The sequence below is a fragment of the Catenulispora sp. EB89 genome (assembly GCF_041261445.1).
Taxonomy (GTDB): domain Bacteria; phylum Actinomycetota; class Actinomycetes; order Streptomycetales; family Catenulisporaceae; genus Catenulispora.
Map to the genome: position 1 here is coordinate 1 of NZ_JBGCCU010000009.1, position 18,463 is coordinate 18,463.

Below are 18,463 nucleotides of genomic sequence, written 5' to 3' on the forward strand. Positions count from 1 at the left end.
AGAACCGGCATATCAGAGGTCTCGTTCACTCTATAAACCCACAGCTCACAGCCCCACTTGACAACACCACCAAAACCTTAACTACGCGGCATTGGTCCGGTCCGGCGGTATCAAGCCGCACCCCTGCTGCTGTGGGTGCTGTCGCGTCCGGCTTGACACCACCGGCCCGGCCAGGTTGGCTTCGCCCGTCGACGCGGCGAGGGACCCAGAACCAACACCCCGCATGGTCCTTCGGACCCCCTCACCACACCACCAGCCGCGCTCGACCGTCACCGCCCGCAGCCCGACCGCAGATCCGCGTAGTACCGCAGCACCAGCACCTGCCGCTCGCGCCGTGTGAGCTGTGCCAAAACCGCGAGCGTCGCGTCGCGTTGCGCGACGCCGGCCGCGTGGTCGTCCTGGGAACGCACGTCCGGCACCTCGGCCGTCGGCCACTCCGGGCGATGCTGGCGACGGCGCCACCAGTCCCGCTGCTGGTTGAGCAGCGCCTTGCGGACGTACGCCATCGGATCCCCGAGCTGGACCCGTCCCCACCGCGCGTACGTCCGCTCCCACCGAACAGGGTCTGCTCACCCGCCGGCGAATCCGCGAGTTGACTTCGCGAGTTGACTTCGCGGCACCCCGAGGTGCTAGCGTCAGCGGTGGACGTACGCAAGCCACGGTCCGGTAGGTAGTCCGGATGGCGGATTCACTCCGCTCGTACAGTGCCCGCTTCCCAGGCACAACCAGTGCGTCCCTTTTCGTGATCCGTTCACTGAGAAGGGACTCCTTCGTGTCTACCCTCAAAGTCATCGTGGCCGGCGCCGGCATCGGCGGACTCGCCCTCGCGCGAGGTCTGCACGCCGCAGGCGTCGAGGTCGCCGTGTTCGAGAAGGACGCCGGCGCGGCGTTCCGCAACCAGGGCTACCGAATCCGCGTCAACGGCGATGGAATCAGAGCACTGCGGAACCTGCTCGCGCCGTCGGCCTTCGAGCTCTTCGCCGCCACCGCCGGCACGCCCGGCGGACGTATGGACACCCTCGACCAGAATCTGCGCCGCCTGCATGCCCAGACCCTGCCCGACGACCCTGAGCTGCCCGGCGGCGGTCATCTCGCGGTCAACCGCAAGACGCTCCGTGAGATCCTGTTGTCAGGGCTCGAAGACGCCGTCAGCTACAGTGCTCGACTCGTGAATTACGCCGCATCGCAGGACGGCGGCATCACCGCGTATTTCGCAGACGGCCGCACCGCCGAAGGTGACGTCCTCATCGGTGCGGACGGCGTCAACTCCGCGGTCCGCGCGCAGCTGATGCCCGAAGCCGAAGTCATGGATGCCGGACTGCGCCTCGTCTACGGCAAAGTCCCGCTGCGCGGCCCGGAAACGGAAATCGTGGTCCCGCCAGACCTCCTCGGCCTCTGGACCACCATCACCGGCCCGGACAAACGCTTCGTCGGCCTCGCCCCGGTCCAGTACCGCCAACCGATGCACGCCGCGACGGCCCGGCACGCCCCCGGTATCGCGTTGTCCGCCGACGACGACTACCTCACCTGCGTCTTCGGCGCACGCCGCGAGCTCGTGCCCGCCGACGACAAGCTGTTCGCGATGACCGGCGTCGAGCTCCGCGACCTGGAATTGGCCCACGTCGAAGGTTGGGATCCGGTGGTCGGCGCGATCGTCGCAGCCCAGGACGCCGCATCCATCTTCCCGGTCTCGGTGCGCTCCAGCGTCCCGCACGGCGGCTGGCGCCCGGGCCCGGTCGCCCTGCTCGGCGACGCCGTGCACGCCATGAGCCCGGCGATCGGTGTCGGCGCCAACACCGCGTTGCGCGACGCCCAAGTGCTGACCGCCCGGCTGGTCGAGGCGGCCACCGCCGGAAAACCGGTCGCCGAAGCGCTCGACGAGTACCGGCGCGAAATGCTGGGCTACGGCTTCGCCGCGGTGCGCGAGTCGGCCGAGCGCGGGCACCGCCTGGTCGGCCAGAACCCGCTGCCCAGCCGCGAAACGCTGGAGGCCTGAGCATGTCCGAGCTGAGAGTCGCCATCGCCGGCGCCGGCCTGGCCGGCCTCGCCCTGGCCCGCCACCTGCACCGGCACGGGATCGACGTGCTCGTCCTCGAACGCGACGCCGACCTGGCGAGCCGCAACCCCGGCTACCGCCTGCACGTCAACTCCACCGGCACATCGGTGCTGTCCACGGTGCTCGAACCCCGGCTGCGGGAGCTGTTCCTCGCCACGGCCGGTATCCCGCGCCAGGCCATCCTGCACTTCGACGAACACCTCAACCCCGGCCCGCCGCGCGACATCAGCGGCTCCGTCGGCGGCGCCGTGAGCGACCTGCCCGAACACCTCGTCGCCGACCGGTCGACGCTTCGCAGGGTCCTGATCAGCGGCCTGGAGGACCGGGTCCGCTTCGGTGCGCGCGTCACGGGCTACACCCACGACGAGGCCGGGCGCGTCACAGCACACCTGGCCGACGGCGGCAGCGCGACAGCGGACGTCCTGGTCGCCGCCGACGGCGTGAACTCGGCGATCCGAGCGCAGCTCCTGCCGCACGCCGAAGTCGTCGACCTCGGCGCTCGGCACATCGCGGCCAAGGTCCCGCTCGACGACGAGACCCGCGCGAAGATCCCGCGGGATCTGTTCTCGATGTTCACCCTGATCGCCGACCGCCGGCATGACATGGTCACCTTCGGCCCGTTGGAGCGCAGCGACCCGGCCTCGCCGCTGATCGCCGAGCGCGACCACGCCTTCCGGCAGGAAGCCGCCCGTGACTTCGCCCTGGTCGTCTTCAGCGCCGTTACCGACCGCCTGCCTCCGGACGCCGAGTTGTCCTCCGCATCGAGCCTCGACTTGCGCACGCTGGCCCTGAACCGGGTCGCCGACTGGCACCCGGCGGTCGTCGAGCTGATCCGGATGTGGGACCTGGACACCGTGCAGCCGCTGGTGTTGCGCAGCAGTGTCCCGGTCCCGGCCTGGCCGGCGCGGAACGTGACCGTCGTGGGCGACGCCGTCCACGCGATGAGCCCGGCGCTCGGCATCGGCGCCAACACCGCCTTCCGCGATGCGCTGGCCCTGGGGGAGGAACTGGTCGCCGCTGCGGAGGGTCGCAAACCTCTGACGACGGCGATCGCGGACTACGAGGCGGCGATGCGCGACTACGGCTTCGCCGCCGTGCGCGACTCCGCAGCGATGGGCCAGCGGGTCATCGGGCACCGACCGTTGCCGCTGCCGCGCTGAGCACCGGCCGTCGCCGCTGCCGCGCTGAGGACCGACCGCTACCGCCGCCGCTCCCGCGCCGAGCACCGAGGGGCCCCGGAGAAGATCAGATCTCGAACATCCGGGGCCCCGACTCACCCCAACAGGGGTGAAGCCGTCCAATCGGCGGAACTCGCCCATCGTTCCCCCCACCTCCTCCACCTCTTGACCTGTCGGTAGCGTCTCTGTAACTTCCCCATGGCACGGCGCAAAAAAGCGTCAGAGTCATGAAAAGATCGAAGACTCGATCGAGAATTGTCTCGCGGGCCTCGCAGGGCTCTGACGCGTCCCCCTTCCCGCCCCACGAACCGAGGAAGTCGATGCGTCACGGAATACTCTCGGCCGGTTCGCCGGCCCCGGCCAGACGATGGCGCCGCGGCGCGATCGGCCTGGTCCTGGCGGCCATGACGGCCGCGCTGCTCCCGATGCTGCCGGCCACGGCCGCGCACGCGGCGGGCACCAACCTCGCGCTGGGCAAGGCGGTCTCCGTCTCCAGCACCAACTCCCCGTACGTCGGCTCCAACCTCACCGACAGCGACTCGAACTCCTACTGGGAGAGCGCCAACGGCTCGTTCCCGCAGTGGGCGCAGGTCGATCTGGGGGCTGCGACGTCGGTGAACCAGGTCGTGCTCAAGCTCCCGGCCTCCTGGGGCGCGCGGACCGAAACGCTGTCGGTACAAGGCAGCACCGACAACTCGACGTTCTCCACGATCGTCGCCTCGGCCGGCTACACCTTCGACCCGAGTGCGAACAGCAACACCGTGACGATCAGCTTCGGCGCGACCAGCGCGCGGTACGTGCGGGTGAACATCACCGCCAACACCGGCTGGAGCGCCGCGCAGCTGTCCGACTTCGAAGTCTTCGGCGCCGCGGTGTCCTCCAACAACCTGGCGTCCGGCAAGACCATGTCGGCCAGCGGGTACACCCAGAACTACGTGCCGGCCAACGCCAACGACGGCGACGCGAACAGCTACTGGGAGAGCTCGGACAACGCCTTCCCGCAGTGGCTCCAGGTCGACCTCGGCGCCTCGGTGTCGGTCAACCAGGTGGTGCTGAAGCTGCCGCCGGCCACCTCGTGGGGCGCGCGGACCCAGACGCTGGCCGTGCAGGGCAGCACTGACGGCTCCTCGTTCAGCGACATCGTCGCCTCGGCCGGGTACACGTTCGACCCGAACGCCAACGGCAACACGGTGACGATCAGCTTCACCGCGACCACCACCCGGTACGTGCGGCTGAACATCACCGCGAACACCGCGTGGCCGGCCGGCCAGATCAGCGAGTTCCAGGTCTACGGCCCCTCCGGCGGCGACACCACGCCGCCCAGCGCCCCGACCAACCTCGCCTACACCCAGAACAGCTCCGGCGCGGTCGCCCTGACCTGGGGCGCGAGCACCGACAACGTGGCTGTCACCGGCTACGACGTCTACGCCAACAACGCGCTGCTGACCTCGCTTCCGGCCACCGCGCTGACCTACACCGACAACCCGCCGACCACCGAGACCGTCACCTACTTCGTGCGCGCGCACGACGCGGCGGGCAACCAGTCGGCGAACAGCAACAGCGTGACCCGCACCGGCGCCAGCGGCGGCGACACCTCCCCGCCCACCGCGCCGACCAACCTCGCCTACACCCAGCCGGCCTCCGGCCAGGTGAAGCTGACCTGGGGCGCGAGCACCGACAACGTCGGCGTGACCGGCTATGACGTCTTCCGCAACAACGCGAAGGTCGCCACGGTCTCCGGCAGCACCCTGACGTACACCGACGCGGTCGCGGACTCCCTGACCGTGTCCTACTACGTCGAGGCGCACGACGCGGCCGGCAACGAGTCCACCGCGTCCAACACCGTGACCCGCACCGGGTCCGGCGGCAGCCAGACCAACCTGGCGCTGAACAAGCCGATCGACGGTACGCCGTACACGTTCACGTACGCCCCGGCGAACGCCAACGACGGTGACGTGACCACGTACTTCGAGGGCTCGTCCTACCCGTCGAACCTGACCGTGCACCTGGGCGCCAACGCCGATCTGTCCTCGGTCGTGGTGAAGCTGAACCCGGCCACCGCCTGGGGCGCCCGCACCCAGACCATCGCGGTCCTGGGCCGGGAGCAGAGCTCGACGACGTTCACCACGATCGCCGCCGCGCAGTCCTACTCCTTCGACCCGAACAGCAACCAGAACACCGTCACCATCCCGGTCAGCGCGCGCGTCGCCGACGTCGAGCTGTCCATCACCAGCAACAGCGGCGCCCCCGGCGGGCAGGTCGCGGAGCTCCAGGTCTTCGGCACCCCGTCGCCGAACCCGGACCTGACCCCGACCAGCTCCTCCTGGAGCCCGACCGCGCCGGTGGAGACCGACAACGTCACCGCCTCCGCCGTCATCTCCAACGCCGGCACCGCGGCCTCGGTCGCCACCGACGTCAACTTCTACCTGGGCACCAACAAGGTCGGCTCGACGACCGTCGGCGCGCTGGCGCCCGGCGCCACGCAGACCGTCTCGGCGCCGATCGGCACCCTGACCGCCGGCAGCTACCAGCTCACCACCAAGGTGGACGAGTCGAAGAAGAACTTCGAGCTGCAGGCCAACCAGAGCTACACCAACCCGACGAGCCTGGTCGTCGCCCCGGTGCAGTCCGCCGACCTGGTCGGCACGCTGTCCTGGACGCCGCCGAACCCGTCGAACGGCAACACGGTGACCTTCACCGCCTCGGTGAAGAACCAGGGCACGATCGCCACCACCAGCGGCTCGCACGGCATCACCGTGACGCTGCTGGACTCCAACAACACCACGGTGGCCACCCTGACCGGTTCGATCAGCGGCGCGATCGCGTCCGGCGCCACCGCGGCCCCGGTGACCCTGGGCACGTGGAACGCCGTCAACGGCAAGTACACCGCGCACATGGTGATCGCGACCGACCCGAACGAGCTGCCGATCAAGGTCCCGCACCTGACCACCGACACCCCGCTGTTCGTGGGTCAGGGTGCGAACATGCCCTACGACAGCTACAAGAGCACCGACGGCACCCTGGGCGGTTCCGCGGCGGCCGTCGGCCCCAACCGCACCATCGGCGACATCGCCGGTGAGGCCACCCAGCGCAAGGCGGTGACGCTGGACAACATCGGCGACTCGGTCAGCTGGACCTCGCGGGAGTCGACGAACACCTTCGTCCTGCGCTACTCGATCCCGGACGCGCCCGGCGGCGGCGGCACCAACGCCACCCTCGACCTGTACGCGAACGGGAACCTGGTGCAGCCGCTGAACCTGACCTCGCACTACGCGTGGCTCTACGGCGCCGAGACCGGCCCCGGCGACTCCCCGAGCGCCGGCTCGCCGCGGCACATCTACGACGAGTCCAGCTTCCTGCTGGCCAACTCGTACCCGCAGGGCACCGTGTTCACGTTGAAGAAGGACAGCGGGAACAGCTCGCAGTACGCGATCGACTTCATGAACCTGGAGCAGACCGCCCCGACTGCGAACCCCGACCCGGCGCACCTGCTCGTCCCCGCCGGCTTCGCCCAGCAGGACGTGCAGAACGCCATCGACACGGTCCGCCAGGACACGACGGGCAAGTACACCGGCGTGTACCTGCCGGCCGGCCAGTATGCGCTGAGCGGCCGGCTGACCGTCTACGGCAAGGCGATCAAGGTCGTCGGCGCCGGCGTCTGGTACACCCAGTTCGTCGCCCCGCAGAGCCAGACGAACACCGACACCGGCTGGGACGTGCAGTCCACGGCCAGCGGCTCGTCGTTCAGCGGCTTCGCGTGGTTCGGCAACTACACCACCCGCGTGGACGGCCCCGGCCACACCTTCCAGCTCACCAGCGTGTCGAACATCTCGATCGACAACGTCTGGATCGAGCACAACGTGGTGGGTGTCTGGGGTCTGACGGCGGTGCAGAACTCCTCGTTCACCAACATGCGCATCCGTGACACCCTCGCGGACGGCATCAACCTCACCAACGGCAGCCAGAACAACCTCATCTCCAACGACGAGGCACGCAGCACCGGCGACGACAGCTTCGCGCTGTTCGCCGCGCAGGACAGCTGCAGCGGCTGCAAGGAGATCAACAACACCATCCAGAACGTCACGGCCATCGCGCCCTGGCGCGCGGCGGGTGTCGCGATCTACGGCGGCGGGGCCAACACGGTCCAGAACTTCAACGTCTCCGACACGCTGTGCTACCCGGGTCTGACGATCAGCTCGCTGAACTTCGGGTTCGCGTTCGAAGGGTTCGAACCGGCCCCGCAGACCACCACGATCCAGAACTTCTCGCTGGACCGTGACGGCGGGCACTTCTGGGGCAACCAGGCGTTCGGCGCGATCTGGGCCTTCTCGGCGACCAACCCCTTCCAGGGGATCCGGGTCAGCAGCGGGTCGATCACCGATCCGACGTACACCGGGATCATGTTCCAGACGGACTACGTGGGCAACACCGCGCAGTACCCGTTCACGGACACCACGTTCACGAACATGACGATCTCCGGGGCACACGCCAACAACGACGGGTTCGGCAACGGCAAGTCGGGCTTCGGGATCTGGGCCAACCCGCTTCCGGAGTCCGGGCAGGGGCCGGCCGTCGGGACGGTCACCTTCAACCATCTGACGGAGAGCAACAACGACGTCAACATTCAGAACACGACCAGCACGATGACCATCAATGTGAACCCGTAGCGGGTCCGGTCGACAGGACCGGATAGCTACATCAGGATCGGGCCGTCTTCCTTCGGGGAGGCGGCCCGGTTCGTGTTCTGCTGTCGCTGTCGCTGTCGCTGTCGCTGTCGCTGTCGCTGTCGCTGTTTTGCGGTTGCCGCTGCGGTTAGGCGCGCAGTCGGTAGCGGAGGTAGACGACGCCGGCCTTGAAGCGCCGCTCGTCCAGGAGTTCGAGGCCGACCCGGAAGCCGTCGGGCAGCGCGGGCTTCCCGCCGCCGACGATGATCGGGTTGAGGATCAGCTGGAGCTCGTCGACCAGGCCGGCGGCCAGTGCCACGCTCGCGATCTCCGCGCCGCCGATCGAGAGATCGCTGGACGCGGACTCCTTGAGCTGCCTGACCGCGGCGGGTTCGAAAGCTGATTCGATCCGGGTCCGTGTGGTCGACGGGGTCTGGAGCGTCCGCGAGTACACGATCTTGTCCGCGGCGCGCCAGACGTCGGTGAAGTCCTGGGATTCGGCCGACTGGGTTTCGCGGTCCACGATCTCCCAGTAGGCCATCGTCTCGTACATCCGGCGGCCGTAGAGGTAGGTGCCGATCGGGCGCTCCATGTCGTTGACGAACGCGTGCACCTCGGCGTCGGGGGCCGCCCACTGGAAGTCGCCGGTCTCGTCCTCGACGTATCCGTCGAGGGAGGCGATGGCTGAGTAGATCAGTTTGGCCATGTTTGTAGGGTACTGGGCTGGTGGCCGACGTCAGGGGCATTGCCGGTAGACGTACTTGGGGCTGCCCGCGGGGGAGACGTCACGGTCCCTCCGGACCACGGACATCCCGAACATCCCCGACTTCGAGGCCTGGCAGGCCTTGGCGAACCCGGCGTCGTCGTACTCGATGTCGAGGACCCGGCCGGCGTAGGCGGTGGCGTACTGGTCGCATTCGCCGGTGGCGCCGCATTGCTCGGCGACGGCGAAGTCGAAGCCGATCTGCCGGCGGTGGTCGAGCAGTTCGGTGGTGTTCTTCTGGCCGACGGCCAGGCCGTCGGCGTGCGCGTGCCGGGCCAGGAGGGTCGCGAAGGCGACGGCCTGGGACGCGTCGAGGCGTCCGTTCGAGCGCTGGTAGGAGTCGAGGTTGTCGCCCTCGGTCGCCTGGAAGCCTTTGGCGGCGCAGGCGTCGATCCAGGCGTATTCGACCTTTGCGAGCGCGGCGCGCTTGGCGTCGGTGGAGACGTCCAGGAGTTGTTCGTTCCAGTCCTTGTCGATGACCGGTGCGCCGTCGGTGTTGGTGAGGAGAAGGTCGGGGTGGTTGGCCTTCCACCAGCTTTCGGTGCCGGGCTGGGCTTGGAACGCGTTGATGTAGCAGATGTTGTAGACGCCGGCGGCCGGGCTGGCGGTGCTGTCGCGGGAGACGACCTGGACGCCTGGCGGGACCGGGTAGGCACCGCCGAGCTGATAGTCGAACTTCGCGCCGATCGGGGGCGGGACCACTTGCTTCGCGCCTGGTGCGGGTGCTCCAACCGCTGATTGCGAGGATGGGCTCAAGGCGTCGTCGTTTCCGGAGGCGCTGCTCGACGAGCAGCCCGCGACCAGCGCGACCACCGTCACCGCCGCGATGGCGGCACCGATCGCGGGCAATGTGCGCATCGTCTACTCCTCCGGTTCGCGGCGCCGCGGCTCACGGCACGACTCCACTGTCTCCGGCGCTGCATGAGGCGATGATGAGGCGCGCTCAGCCACTGCTCCGAGGCGGCAACAGCAACTCCGCCAGCGCCCCGCCGCCGGGAGCGTCGGTCAGCTGCGCCGTACCTCCGTGCAGCTCGGCCACCCACCGGGCGATCGCCAGCCCTGTTCCCGTGCCGCTGCTCCCGGCGCCCGTGACCTGCCGTTCGAAGATTCGCCCTCGGTCTTCGGCCGGCACGCCCGGACCGTGGTCGCGCACTGTGACACCGGCGGCTGTGACCGCGACCTCGACCGGGGTCCCGCCGCCGTGCCGCACGGCGTTCTCCACGAGGTTCCTGACCGCCTGCGAGAGCAGTTCGGGGTCGCCGTCGACGACCACGGGCTCGGTGTCGACCGTGATCCCGGTCGGATCCGGCAGCTCCGCGACGGTCTGCTCGACCAGCTGGTCCAGGCGCAGCGGCGTGTGCTCGACCTCCTGCACGCCGGCCTCGATCCGGGCCCGCGCCAGCAGCCCGGTGACCAGGCGTCCCATCCGGTCGACGCGCCGGACGGCCTCGTCCAGCGCGGCCGGTGCCCCGCCCTCGGCCGAGCCGCCGTTCTCGACGACCAGGCGCAGGGCGGTCAGCGGCGTGCGCAGTTCGTGCGCCGCCTCGGCGAGGAACTGTTCCTGCTGTTCCAGCCCGCGCAGGGCGGGACGCATCGAGCGTCCGGACAGCAGGTGCCCGACGGCCGCCGCCACCAGCACGAGCGCGGCGCAGCCCGCGGCCAGCCACTCGGTCAGCTTGCGGTGGTCGGCCTGGCTGCGCGCCGGGTCGCTGCCGACCAGGACCGCGGCGTCGATCTTGTCGCCCTGGAAGATGGGGGTCGCGGCCCAGCGGTAGCGGGTGCCGTCGCCGTCGGGGGCGGTGACCAGGACGGTTTCCTGGTCGTGCTGGAGCGTCTGCCAGATGTCGTTCAGGCCCGACTGGTCCGGCAGCGCGGCGGTGGAGGGTTTGGCGTAGCGGACTGCCGGTGCCGGAGTCCCGGTCTGGCCGGGCTGTGCTTGTGCCTGGACCACTCCGAGCGCGTCGGCGCCGTCGGCGAGGCTGTCGTCGGTCATGCCGTCGAGGCGGAGCCGGCCCTGGTCGTCGTAGTAGATGGTGCGGGCCAGGCCGTCGGCGCGGTGGGTCACGTCGTCGTCCACGCGGTGGGTCCGGGACTGCGCATCCGTGTGGACGGCGACGGCGGCCAACACGACCAGGCACGCCGCGGTCGTGGCGGCGAACAGCAGCGTCGTCAGCCACCGGGCCCGGTGCAGGCGCGCGACGGCGGGGGTCGTGGAGCTGGATCTTTTCGGCCTCTCGGACCGGGCTCGGCGCCCGATCACGTGCCCTCGACCCGGTCCTCGAGCCCGTCCTCGACCCGATCCCCGAGGCGGTATCCGGCGCCGCGCACGGTCTCGATGAGGTCGGGCGGCCCGAGCCGGCGGCGCAGCTGCCCGATGAGGACGTCGACGACGTTCGACATCGGGTCGGCCTGCTCGTCCCAGCAGCGCTCGATGAGCTCGGTCCGCGTGACCACCTCGCCGGCCCGCAGCATCAGGACCTCCAGCACCGCGAACTCCTTCGCGGTCAGCGTGAGCAGCACGCCGTCGCGCCGGACCCGGCGTCGCGGGAAGTCCAGCTCAAGATCGGCGACGCGCATTTCCGCGGGCCGCGCGGGCTGCTCGCGCCGGCACAGCGCCCGTACCCGCGCGGTGAGCTCGGCGAACGCGAACGGCTTGCCGAGGTAGTCGTCGGCGCCGTGCTCGAAGCCGGCCACCCGGTCGCTGACCGCGTCCAGCGCGGTGAGCAGCAGCACCGGAAGCGTGGAGCCGGCCTGGCGCCGGGCGGCCAGGAGCGTGAGCGCGTCGCCGTCGGGCAGCGTGCGGTCGGCGACCAGACAGTCGTAGGCGTTGACGGCGAGCTTGAGGTCGGCCTCGGCCAGATCCCCGGCGAGGTCGACGGCGAAGCCCGCCGCCCGCAGCCCCCGCACGAGCTCCGGGGCGAGCTCCGGGTCGTCCTCCACCACCAGTACGCGCATGATCGCGAGATTACCGGGCCGGGGCGCCGGAGCCGCCTCATCATGGCCTCATCTTCGATCGGGCAGCCTGCTCGCATGACAGGTATACGGCTCAGTCACATAGGCATCGCGACCGCCATCGGGCTGGTGATGCTGCTCATAGGCAGCGGCTGCCTGTCCCATTCCCGGGACGGCGGCGGCCTGCGCGACCTCGGCGGGGCGAGCGGTCAGGCGCATGCGGTGACCACTGCGTCGAAGCGGTAGGGCGGCGAATATGCGGTTCTGTCCGGCGACGGAGTACGGCATCATGGAGATCATGCGCAATCGACTTCTAGGCAGGTTCACGGGCGCCGACTCGTAGAGGTCGGGCACGCCGGGCGGTCCGGCGGCCCCACCTTGCGAGGAAGAATGTCCCGTTCCATCCGGCACGGATCGTCTTGGCCTGCCCAGGCCGACGAGGCCGGCAACTGGCGTCCCTATCGAGCGCTGTACGACCTGCGCTACTCCGCCGCTGAAACCACGCAGGCTGAAGCCGAGGGCCGCCGCGCGCAGCCACACCGGATCCGTCCCGCAACCGAGAACCCGTGCACGCACGGTCGCTGCGGCGACTTCGCGACGATCAACGGCGTGTACGCGGCGGCGCAAAGCAGCGTCCGCACTTCGCAGCGTGCGGCGCTCGGCGAGCTCCGGAAGCTGGTCAACGGCGGTGTCGGCGCGGCTGACGGTGTCGACTTCGAGGAGCGCGCCAACGGTCGGCGTGCGGCTTGGTGACGCCGGGCAACGTGGCGAAGCTCAGTGTGGCGCCTGACTTCCATCAGGGCACGTTGGCGGTTTGACGCTGGGTCCTGCGAAGCAGCGCCGCGAGCCCACAAGGTCCGGCTGATCTCAACCAGTCGCCGAGGGACACACCGTGTCCGCCTTACTGCCGCTCCGCTTCGGTACCGAGAAGTCCAGGCTCAGCCCCGACGCTCCCGCCTGCACCGTGGTCAGCGTCGCGCCGTCGGGCAGGTTCGGCAGGGCGAAGACCTTCGGGTCCAGTTGGTGTGCCAGGTCTTTGACCAGCGGGATCGACTGTAGCCCTGCGACGCTGACGTTGCGTCCCAGGACCCTGACCGTGGTCGGGGTGATGGTGAAGCTGTCGGGGCTCGTGCTGATCGTGGCGTGGACGGTGACCGGGAGGCCGGCGCGGCTGCCGGTGATGAGCAGGCCGGTGGTGCCGTCCGCGGCCATCGTCGGGTCGGTGAGTCCTGACATCTGCACCAGTTGCTGCGTTATGGCGCTGTAGGGCGTGGTCGCGATCGCCGTGCCGCCGCTGGTCGCGCCGCCGGGGGTGACGTCGTGGAGCACCGCGTCGACGTGGGCTGTGACGCCGTCGCGGGGGACGCCGTCGGCCTGAACGTGCACGTCGCCGACGCTGCCGAACACCGCGCCGAGGCCGGCGAACGTGCCGGGCAGTGCGGCGTGGACCGGCCCGGTGGCCTGCAGGCGGCACGTCGCCAGGTGCGCGATGCGGCCCTCGGCGACGTGCTTGATCACGCCGTTGGCTATCAGCACCACGACCAGCGCCAGCGCGACGACTCCGGCGGTGATGACGGTCGACCGGCGGCGCAGCCGGGTCAGCACTTCCTCGCCAGCATTCCGTCAAGCGCGATGTCGATCGCGAACCGAAACCGCTCGTCCCTGTCTCCGGCGACCATCTGGGCGGCGTGCGCGACCAGGGACGGAAACCGCTCCGGCGGCAGCCCCACGAAGGTCTCGCGAACCCGTTCGGCTCGCGCCCGAAGGCCACCAGCACCGGCACCGTCCTCGTCACCACCACCGCGATAGCGCACATCGTCCTCACGAGCAGCGCCGGTCGCCAGCAACACGAACACGTCGCAAGCCCACGCCGCGTCCTGAGCGCCGATGCCGCCGGCGAGCAGGATCCCCAGCAGGTTCTCGACCAGATCCAGCACCGCCGGAGTGGTCGGCGACTCGACCAAGGTCATCGCCGCGATCCCGGGATGCGCGGTCAAAGCGGCGCGCGTCCGAGCCAGCAGCGCATGCAGCTGCGCACGCCACCGCGCCGGGTCCGGCGGCTCCAGCTCGACGCCCGCCAGTACACGGTCCAACATCGCCAGCAGCAAGCCCTCGCGCCCCTGGACGTAGACGTAGAGCGTGGAAGGACCCGTATCCAGCGCGGTCGCGACCCGACGCATCGTCACCGCGTCCAACCCGTCGGACTGCAGGATCGCCAGCGCCGCGTCCACGACCACGTCGACGCTCAACGGCGCCTTGGCCGGACGGTCACGCGTCGAACGGCCACGGGGCCGCAAGGACGTCGACGGCGTCGGCGGCAGACCGGCGTCGGAGGAACCGGCATCGGAGGACATGAAACCGCAACCTACCAGCGACACGCCGACCTCAGAACACCGTTCGACACGAACAACGTTCGGTACGTACAGTGTTCGCCATGGCACCGCACCGCACAGTCCTCTTCGGCCTCGGCCTCGAGAGCGACAACCACCAGGTCACCGACATGCACCGGCACGCCCGCAGCGCCGACGAGGCGGGCCTGGACTTCTTCAGCATCGGCGACCACCCCTCCCTCGCCGACCGCGTCGACGCCTACGCCACGCTCGGCTACATCCTCGGCGCGACCAAGAACCTCAGCGGCGGCGTCATCTGCACGAACCTGTTCAGCCGCCCCGCCCCGATGCTGGCCCGCACCATCGCCGGCCTGTCCACGCACTCGGGCGGCCGCGCCATCCTCGTCCTCGGCGCGAACGGATCCTGGGAGGAAGTCGACGCCTTCGGCATCCCGCGCCTGTCGCCCGGAGCCCGCATCCGCGCGCTGGAAGAGGCGATCGTCCTCGTCCGCGCGCTCACCGGCGGCGGCGACCCGGTCACGGTCGACGGCGAGTTCTACCCCGTCAAGGAACTGATGCCGACGCCGACACCGACGTCGCCGATCTGGGTCGGCGTGGGCGGCCCGAAGGGCCTGGCCGTCGCCGGGCGCAACGCCGACGGCTGGATTCCGCCGTACGCCGCCGACTGGCGCAGCACGGTCGTCGCCGAGGCGCGACCGGTCATCGAGGAAGCGGCAGCCGAGGTCGGCCGCAAGCCCGACGACATCGGCACCATCTACCTCACGGCCGGGCAGATCACCCGCGACCCGGTCCCACCGGCGCAGACCCGCGACGACGAAGACCGCTGGTGCGGCGGCGACGTCCGGCAGTGGGTGGACGAGCTCACGTACGCCGTGCTGGAAGGCGGCGCCACCGGCTTCAACTACCTGGTCCGGCCCGGCGACACCCACGATGACACGACCCTGCGACGCTGGACGGACGAAGTCGTCCCCGCGGTGCGCGAAGCGGTCGCAAAAGGCTGATCAGAGCCCCAGCAACCCCGACCCGAAGAAGTCCCCGCCATCCCGAACCCCGGGCAGCGCGAAGAAGTACCCGCCGCCGGTCGGCTGGATGTAGTCGACCAGCGGCTCCCCGGCCAGCCGCGCCTGCACCGCCTGGAACTGCCGCCGCACGTCCTGCTGGTAGCAGCAGAAGATCAGGCCGACGTCCAGGTTCCCGTTCACATCCAGGCCCCGCTCGTAGTTGTAGCCCCGCCGCAGGATCTGCTGATTGTCGGTCGCGCCGGTGCGCGGGTTGGCCAGTCGGATGTGCGCGTTCGCGGGGATCACCAGGCCGCGCGGATCCGCCGGATAGTCCGGCGTGTCGTGCTCCGCCGAGCCGTCCAGCGGCGCCCCGCTGTCGCGCCGGCGGCCGATCATGTTCTCCTGCTCGTGCAGCGACACCCGGTCCCAGAACTCCACCAGCATCCTGATGATCCGCACCACCTGGTACGAGCCGCCCTCCGTCCACGCCGGCTCGGCGCCGCCACCCCGGGTCCAGATCAGGTCCTCGGTCACGGACGTCTTCGACACGTCCGGGTTCGCGATCCCGTCCTTGAACCCGAGCTGGTTGCGGGGCGTCCCGTCCGGGCGCGGCGCGGCGTGGAAGCCGTCGACCTTCCACGACGGCTGCATCCCGCCGCGCGTGTGCTTGGCGATGTCGCGCAGCGCGTGCATCACCGTGTCCCGCGAGTCCGCGCAGATCTGGAGCATCACGTCCCCGTGCAGCTCCGTGGACCCTTCGACGTGGTCGTCCGGGAACACCGGCATCGCGGTGAGCCGCGCCGGCTTGCGGCTCGCCAGGCCGAACCGGTCGTCGAACAGCGACGCCCCGACCCCGACCGTCACGGTCAGGCCGTCGGAGGGGACGCTCGCGCCGATCGTCTCGCTGTCGGTCGGCGGGGACGCCACGTCGGTCGCGTCCGGCACACCTCCGGACGTCAGGAACCTGACGCGCTCGGTGAGCGTCCGGAACAGAGTCCTGAGATCGGCCTCACTGCGTGCTGTGACGTTGAACGCCACGAACGTCGCAGCATCCTGCGGCGCGGTCAGGATCCCGGCCTGATGTGTGCCCTCGAAGGCGATCCGACGCCCTGACGGTCCCGGACCGGAGTCCGCAACGGCCGCCGCAGCGACCCCCGCGGCACCGCCGACGGCAGCCGCCGAGGCGGCTCCGACAGCCGCGCCGCGCAGGAATGAGCGTCTCGCCAGGCCGGTCATGCGTTCGTCCTCGGGGCCAGCAGATCAGGGATCGTGGACAGGTCTTCGAGCAACTGGTCCAGGTCGGCGTCGATGCGCTGACGCTGCGCGGTGGTGATGGCCGGCGCCGGAGTCCACGCACCGGAGGCGTCGCGGGTCGCCGTCAGATCGCTTTGCAGAGTGCTGATTTCGGTGTCGAGGCGGGCTCGCAGGCCCGGAGTCCGGTCGTCGATCAGCGGGGCCAGAACGCTGAGAACTTCGCGGGTGCCCTCGGTGTTCGCGTACGCCGTGGCCAGGCTCGTGCCGCTGCCCGCGTCCGCCGTGGCGGTGATCTGGAACTGCAGGGTGTTCTCCAGGATTTCGTGGGCGCGCAGCGGAAGATCGCCGGGATCGACTTCTTCGCTCGGGAAGTCGTCGATCAGTCCTTGGACCGAGGTGACGAGAGCCTGTGTCAGTGGTCTGATGGTTGTGGCGGAACTGCCGTGCCAGAGTCCGTATTCGATGGCGTGCAGACCGGCCCAGCTCTTGTCCGCCGTGCCGTCCGGCAGCCCCGCCACGGTCCCGTCGATCGCGGCGTCGAAGTCGCCGAACGAGTTGTACGCGGCGCCCAGCCGCTCGTAGTCGAGGTGGGCTGTCAGCCAGTCCGTCTTCGCGGCCCGCAGATCGCCGCGTGCGACGTCGGCGTCCAGGGTCTGCGAGGCGGCGAGCAGCTTCGGCAGCGCGGTGCCCAGCCAGGCGCGATAAGCCTTGACCGGCGCGGTCAGGTCCAGGTCGGGTAGGGGCTTGTAGCCGGCGACCGCGTCGGACGTCGTCCCCGAGACGGAGAACTGCGACGTGGTGTGGACCTTGCCGTCAGACAGGACGCAGCGGATCGCGTAGCGGCCCGCGCCGAGGGTCGTGGCCAGGGGCAGCGTGCGTCCCGGCGTCAGCCACGGGATCTCCGCGTAGACCCGGTTCGCGGTGTCCACGAGGTAGACCGTCGCGAAGACGTTCGTGTCGTCGGTGACCGCGAAGTCGACGCGCCCGGCGTCGGCGGTGGTGGGAGGCGTGCCGCAACCGGTGGCGCGGACGGCGATCGGGCCGCCGGCTGCCGCCGGGTGGGACTGCGCGACGCCCGCCGCCACGGCGACGGCCGTCGCGATCGGCAGCACCGCGAGGCGTACCTGCCAGGAGGCACGGCGCATGACGCTCGGGGTTCCTTTCCTCGTCTGAATACGAGCTCTGATCCGGAACGCAGCACGCCGCGGACGACCCGGAGGGCTCGGGTCGTCCGCCGCGCGTTGGGCCGATCAGGTCAGGCCTGCGTGCTCAGCTCCAGATGTCGGTGATGGCCGCGGCGCCCGAGCTGTTGCCGACCGGCGACAGGCCGTACATCTGCTCCAGGGTGGCCAGCAGGTTGTAGTGGTCGACCTGCTCGCTGTACTGGCCGGGGTTCACGCCGGCGCCGACGACGATCGTCGGGATCTGGTTGCTCTCGGTGTAGTCGTCCTCGTCCCAGGTGACGATCAGGAGGCTGTTGTGGGACTGGGCCCAGGTCGCGTAGGATGACAGGTTGTTCTGCAGCCAGGTGTCGCCGTCGCTGACCGTGCCGTCGTGCATGTCGTCGTCCAGGTTCGGGATGACGAAGGACAGCGTCGGCAGCGTCGAGTAGTTGCTGGGGAACTGGCTGAACGGCACCGAGTCCGAGCTCGGCACGTTGCTGAAGTTCACCCACGGCGAGTGCTTGCGCGCGTAGGCGCCGGAGGTGCAGCTCGTCGAGCCGGTCTTCGGCAGGTTCTCGGAGTAGCCCTTGAAGGTCTTGCCGGCCGCCAGCAGCTCCGAGCCGAGGTTCGCGGTGCTGCCCTCGCTGACCGGGCACTTGTCCGAGGACAGGCCGAAGGTGTCGCCGCCGAACAGCGCCATGTAGTTCGGCTCGCTCGGGTGGGTGACGGCGAACGAGTTGGTCAGCAGCGCGCCGGAGGACGCCAGGGAGTTGATGTACGGGGCGTCGGAGCTGCCGATGATGTCGTCGTAGGAGTGGTTCTCCTCCATCACGACGACGACGTGGTCGGGGGTCGGGACGACGCCGGCGGTGGCCGGGGACGCGACCCGCGTGGTGGGGTTGGACGCCGTGGCGAAGGGGACGACGGCGGCGGCCAGCGCGACGGTGCCGAGGGCCGCGGTCAGCGACAGGGCTTTGCGATTCATCCGCATGGGATCTCTCCTTGTGGGAGCGGTGGGGCGTGGGGAAGGCAGCACCGGTGATGCTAGATACGGACCGTGACAAGTGGAACACCGTCGGAG

General features: G+C 69.9%; 16 protein-coding genes. 6 read left to right on the forward strand and 10 right to left on the reverse strand.

Annotated elements, in window-relative coordinates; genetic code table 11:
* Nucleotides 1-269: 269 nt before the first annotated feature.
* A complete protein-coding gene (locus ABH920_RS20480) occupies nucleotides 270-506 on the reverse strand; it encodes a hypothetical protein (protein ID WP_370350654.1) in 237 nt (78 codons plus the stop codon).
* 266 nt (nucleotides 507-772) lie between these two features.
* On the opposite strand from ABH920_RS20480, the gene ABH920_RS20485 reads away from it, so the two are divergent.
* The 3 genes from ABH920_RS20485 (at nucleotide 773) to ABH920_RS20495 (ending at nucleotide 7,901) form a co-directional block, all read left to right on the forward strand.
* Entirely contained in the window at nucleotides 773-1,996 is a 1,224-nt protein-coding gene (locus ABH920_RS20485) for an FAD-dependent oxidoreductase (protein ID WP_370350655.1), read from the forward strand.
* 2 nt (nucleotides 1,997-1,998) lie between these two features.
* Nucleotides 1,999-3,216: an FAD-dependent oxidoreductase gene (locus ABH920_RS20490; RefSeq protein WP_370350656.1), complete on the forward strand. Its 1,218-nt coding sequence runs from the start codon at nucleotides 1,999-2,001 to the stop codon at nucleotides 3,214-3,216.
* A gap of 338 nt (nucleotides 3,217-3,554) precedes the next feature.
* Nucleotides 3,555-7,901 carry a discoidin domain-containing protein gene (locus ABH920_RS20495; protein WP_370350657.1) on the forward strand — a complete coding sequence of 1,449 codons (4,347 nt, stop codon included), beginning with the start codon at nucleotides 3,555-3,557 and terminating at the stop codon, nucleotides 7,899-7,901.
* A 145-nt stretch (nucleotides 7,902-8,046) separates the two neighbouring features.
* On the opposite strand, the gene ABH920_RS20500 is transcribed toward ABH920_RS20495, so the two are convergent.
* The 4 genes from ABH920_RS20500 to ABH920_RS20515 all read right to left on the reverse strand — a co-directional run bounded on the left by ABH920_RS20500 (nucleotide 8,047) and on the right by ABH920_RS20515 (nucleotide 11,616).
* Complete coding sequence (locus tag ABH920_RS20500) at nucleotides 8,047-8,604, reverse strand: dihydrofolate reductase family protein (protein ID WP_370350658.1); 558 nt, start codon at nucleotides 8,602-8,604, stop codon at nucleotides 8,047-8,049.
* Nucleotides 8,605-8,634: 30 nt separating this feature from the next.
* Complete coding sequence (locus tag ABH920_RS20505) at nucleotides 8,635-9,519, reverse strand: endo alpha-1,4 polygalactosaminidase (protein WP_370350659.1); 885 nt, start codon at nucleotides 9,517-9,519, stop codon at nucleotides 8,635-8,637.
* Nucleotides 9,520-9,604: 85 nt separating this feature from the next.
* The gene (locus ABH920_RS20510) at nucleotides 9,605-10,921 is read right to left on the reverse strand and encodes a sensor histidine kinase (protein WP_370350660.1); all 1,317 of its coding nucleotides are present in this window, start codon (nucleotides 10,919-10,921) and stop codon (nucleotides 9,605-9,607) included.
* Complete coding sequence (locus ABH920_RS20515; protein WP_370350661.1) at nucleotides 10,918-11,616, reverse strand: winged helix-turn-helix domain-containing protein; 699 nt, start codon at nucleotides 11,614-11,616, stop codon at nucleotides 10,918-10,920. The genes ABH920_RS20510 and ABH920_RS20515 overlap by 4 nt, the downstream gene beginning before the upstream one ends.
* A gap of 75 nt (nucleotides 11,617-11,691) precedes the next feature.
* On the opposite strand from ABH920_RS20515, the gene ABH920_RS20520 reads away from it, so the two are divergent.
* Complete coding sequence (locus ABH920_RS20520; RefSeq protein ID WP_370350662.1) at nucleotides 11,692-11,859, forward strand: hypothetical protein; 168 nt, start codon at nucleotides 11,692-11,694, stop codon at nucleotides 11,857-11,859.
* Nucleotides 11,860-12,003: 144 nt separating this feature from the next.
* Nucleotides 12,004-12,366: a hypothetical protein gene (locus ABH920_RS20525; RefSeq protein WP_370350663.1), complete on the forward strand. Its 363-nt coding sequence runs from the start codon at nucleotides 12,004-12,006 to the stop codon at nucleotides 12,364-12,366.
* A gap of 114 nt (nucleotides 12,367-12,480) precedes the next feature.
* Here the strand turns inward: ABH920_RS20525 and ABH920_RS20530 are convergent, their stop codons facing one another.
* Both ABH920_RS20530 and ABH920_RS20535 read right to left on the reverse strand, forming a co-directional pair.
* The gene (locus ABH920_RS20530; RefSeq protein WP_370350664.1) at nucleotides 12,481-13,218 is read right to left on the reverse strand and encodes a hypothetical protein; all 738 of its coding nucleotides are present in this window, start codon (nucleotides 13,216-13,218) and stop codon (nucleotides 12,481-12,483) included.
* Nucleotides 13,212-13,967, reverse strand: coding sequence for a TetR/AcrR family transcriptional regulator (locus ABH920_RS20535; protein WP_370350665.1), 756 nt, complete (start codon nucleotides 13,965-13,967; stop codon nucleotides 13,212-13,214). The genes ABH920_RS20530 and ABH920_RS20535 overlap by 7 nt, the downstream gene beginning before the upstream one ends.
* 80 nt (nucleotides 13,968-14,047) lie before the next feature.
* Here ABH920_RS20535 and ABH920_RS20540 point away from each other — a divergent pair, with 80 nt between their 5' ends.
* On the forward strand, nucleotides 14,048-14,965 hold the full coding sequence (locus ABH920_RS20540) for an LLM class flavin-dependent oxidoreductase (RefSeq protein ID WP_370350666.1): 918 nt from the start codon (nucleotides 14,048-14,050) through the stop codon (nucleotides 14,963-14,965).
* On the opposite strand, the gene efeB is transcribed toward ABH920_RS20540, so the two are convergent.
* The 3 genes from efeB to ABH920_RS20555 all read right to left on the reverse strand — a co-directional run bounded on the left by efeB (nucleotide 14,966) and on the right by ABH920_RS20555 (nucleotide 18,367).
* Entirely contained in the window at nucleotides 14,966-16,201 is a 1,236-nt protein-coding gene (gene efeB, locus ABH920_RS20545) for an iron uptake transporter deferrochelatase/peroxidase subunit (RefSeq protein ID WP_370350667.1), read from the reverse strand.
* A complete protein-coding gene (locus tag ABH920_RS20550) occupies nucleotides 16,198-17,364 on the reverse strand; it encodes an EfeM/EfeO family lipoprotein (protein WP_370350668.1) in 1,167 nt (388 codons plus the stop codon). The genes efeB and ABH920_RS20550 overlap by 4 nt, the downstream gene beginning before the upstream one ends.
* Nucleotides 17,365-17,488: 124 nt before the next feature.
* Nucleotides 17,489-18,367: an alkaline phosphatase family protein gene (locus tag ABH920_RS20555; protein WP_370350962.1), complete on the reverse strand. Its 879-nt coding sequence runs from the start codon at nucleotides 18,365-18,367 to the stop codon at nucleotides 17,489-17,491.
* Nucleotides 18,368-18,463 lie beyond the last annotated feature (96 nt).

Bases quoted from the DNA above. Each gene is read 5' to 3' on its own strand.
- ABH920_RS20480 (WP_370350654.1), bottom strand. From the start codon at position 506: ATGGCGTACGTCCGCAAGGCGCTGCTCAACCAGCAGCGGGACTGGTGG.
- ABH920_RS20505 (WP_370350659.1), bottom strand. From the start codon at position 9,519: ATGCGCACATTGCCCGCGATCGGTGCCGCCATCGCGGCGGTGACGGTG.
- ABH920_RS20495 (WP_370350657.1), top strand. From the start codon at position 3,555: ATGCGTCACGGAATACTCTCGGCCGGTTCGCCGGCCCCGGCCAGACGA.
- ABH920_RS20555 (WP_370350962.1), bottom strand. From the start codon at position 18,367: ATGAATCGCAAAGCCCTGTCGCTGACCGCGGCCCTCGGCACCGTCGCG.
- ABH920_RS20550 (WP_370350668.1), bottom strand. From the start codon at position 17,364: ATGCGCCGTGCCTCCTGGCAGGTACGCCTCGCGGTGCTGCCGATCGCG.
- ABH920_RS20520 (WP_370350662.1), top strand. From the start codon at position 11,692: ATGACAGGTATACGGCTCAGTCACATAGGCATCGCGACCGCCATCGGG.
- ABH920_RS20535 (WP_370350665.1), bottom strand. From the start codon at position 13,967: ATGTCCTCCGATGCCGGTTCCTCCGACGCCGGTCTGCCGCCGACGCCG.
- ABH920_RS20515 (WP_370350661.1), bottom strand. From the start codon at position 11,616: ATGCGCGTACTGGTGGTGGAGGACGACCCGGAGCTCGCCCCGGAGCTC.
- ABH920_RS20525 (WP_370350663.1), top strand. From the start codon at position 12,004: ATGTCCCGTTCCATCCGGCACGGATCGTCTTGGCCTGCCCAGGCCGAC.
- ABH920_RS20540 (WP_370350666.1), top strand. From the start codon at position 14,048: ATGGCACCGCACCGCACAGTCCTCTTCGGCCTCGGCCTCGAGAGCGAC.
- efeB (WP_370350667.1), bottom strand. From the start codon at position 16,201: ATGACCGGCCTGGCGAGACGCTCATTCCTGCGCGGCGCGGCTGTCGGA.
- ABH920_RS20490 (WP_370350656.1), top strand. From the start codon at position 1,999: ATGTCCGAGCTGAGAGTCGCCATCGCCGGCGCCGGCCTGGCCGGCCTC.
- ABH920_RS20500 (WP_370350658.1), bottom strand. From the start codon at position 8,604: ATGGCCAAACTGATCTACTCAGCCATCGCCTCCCTCGACGGATACGTC.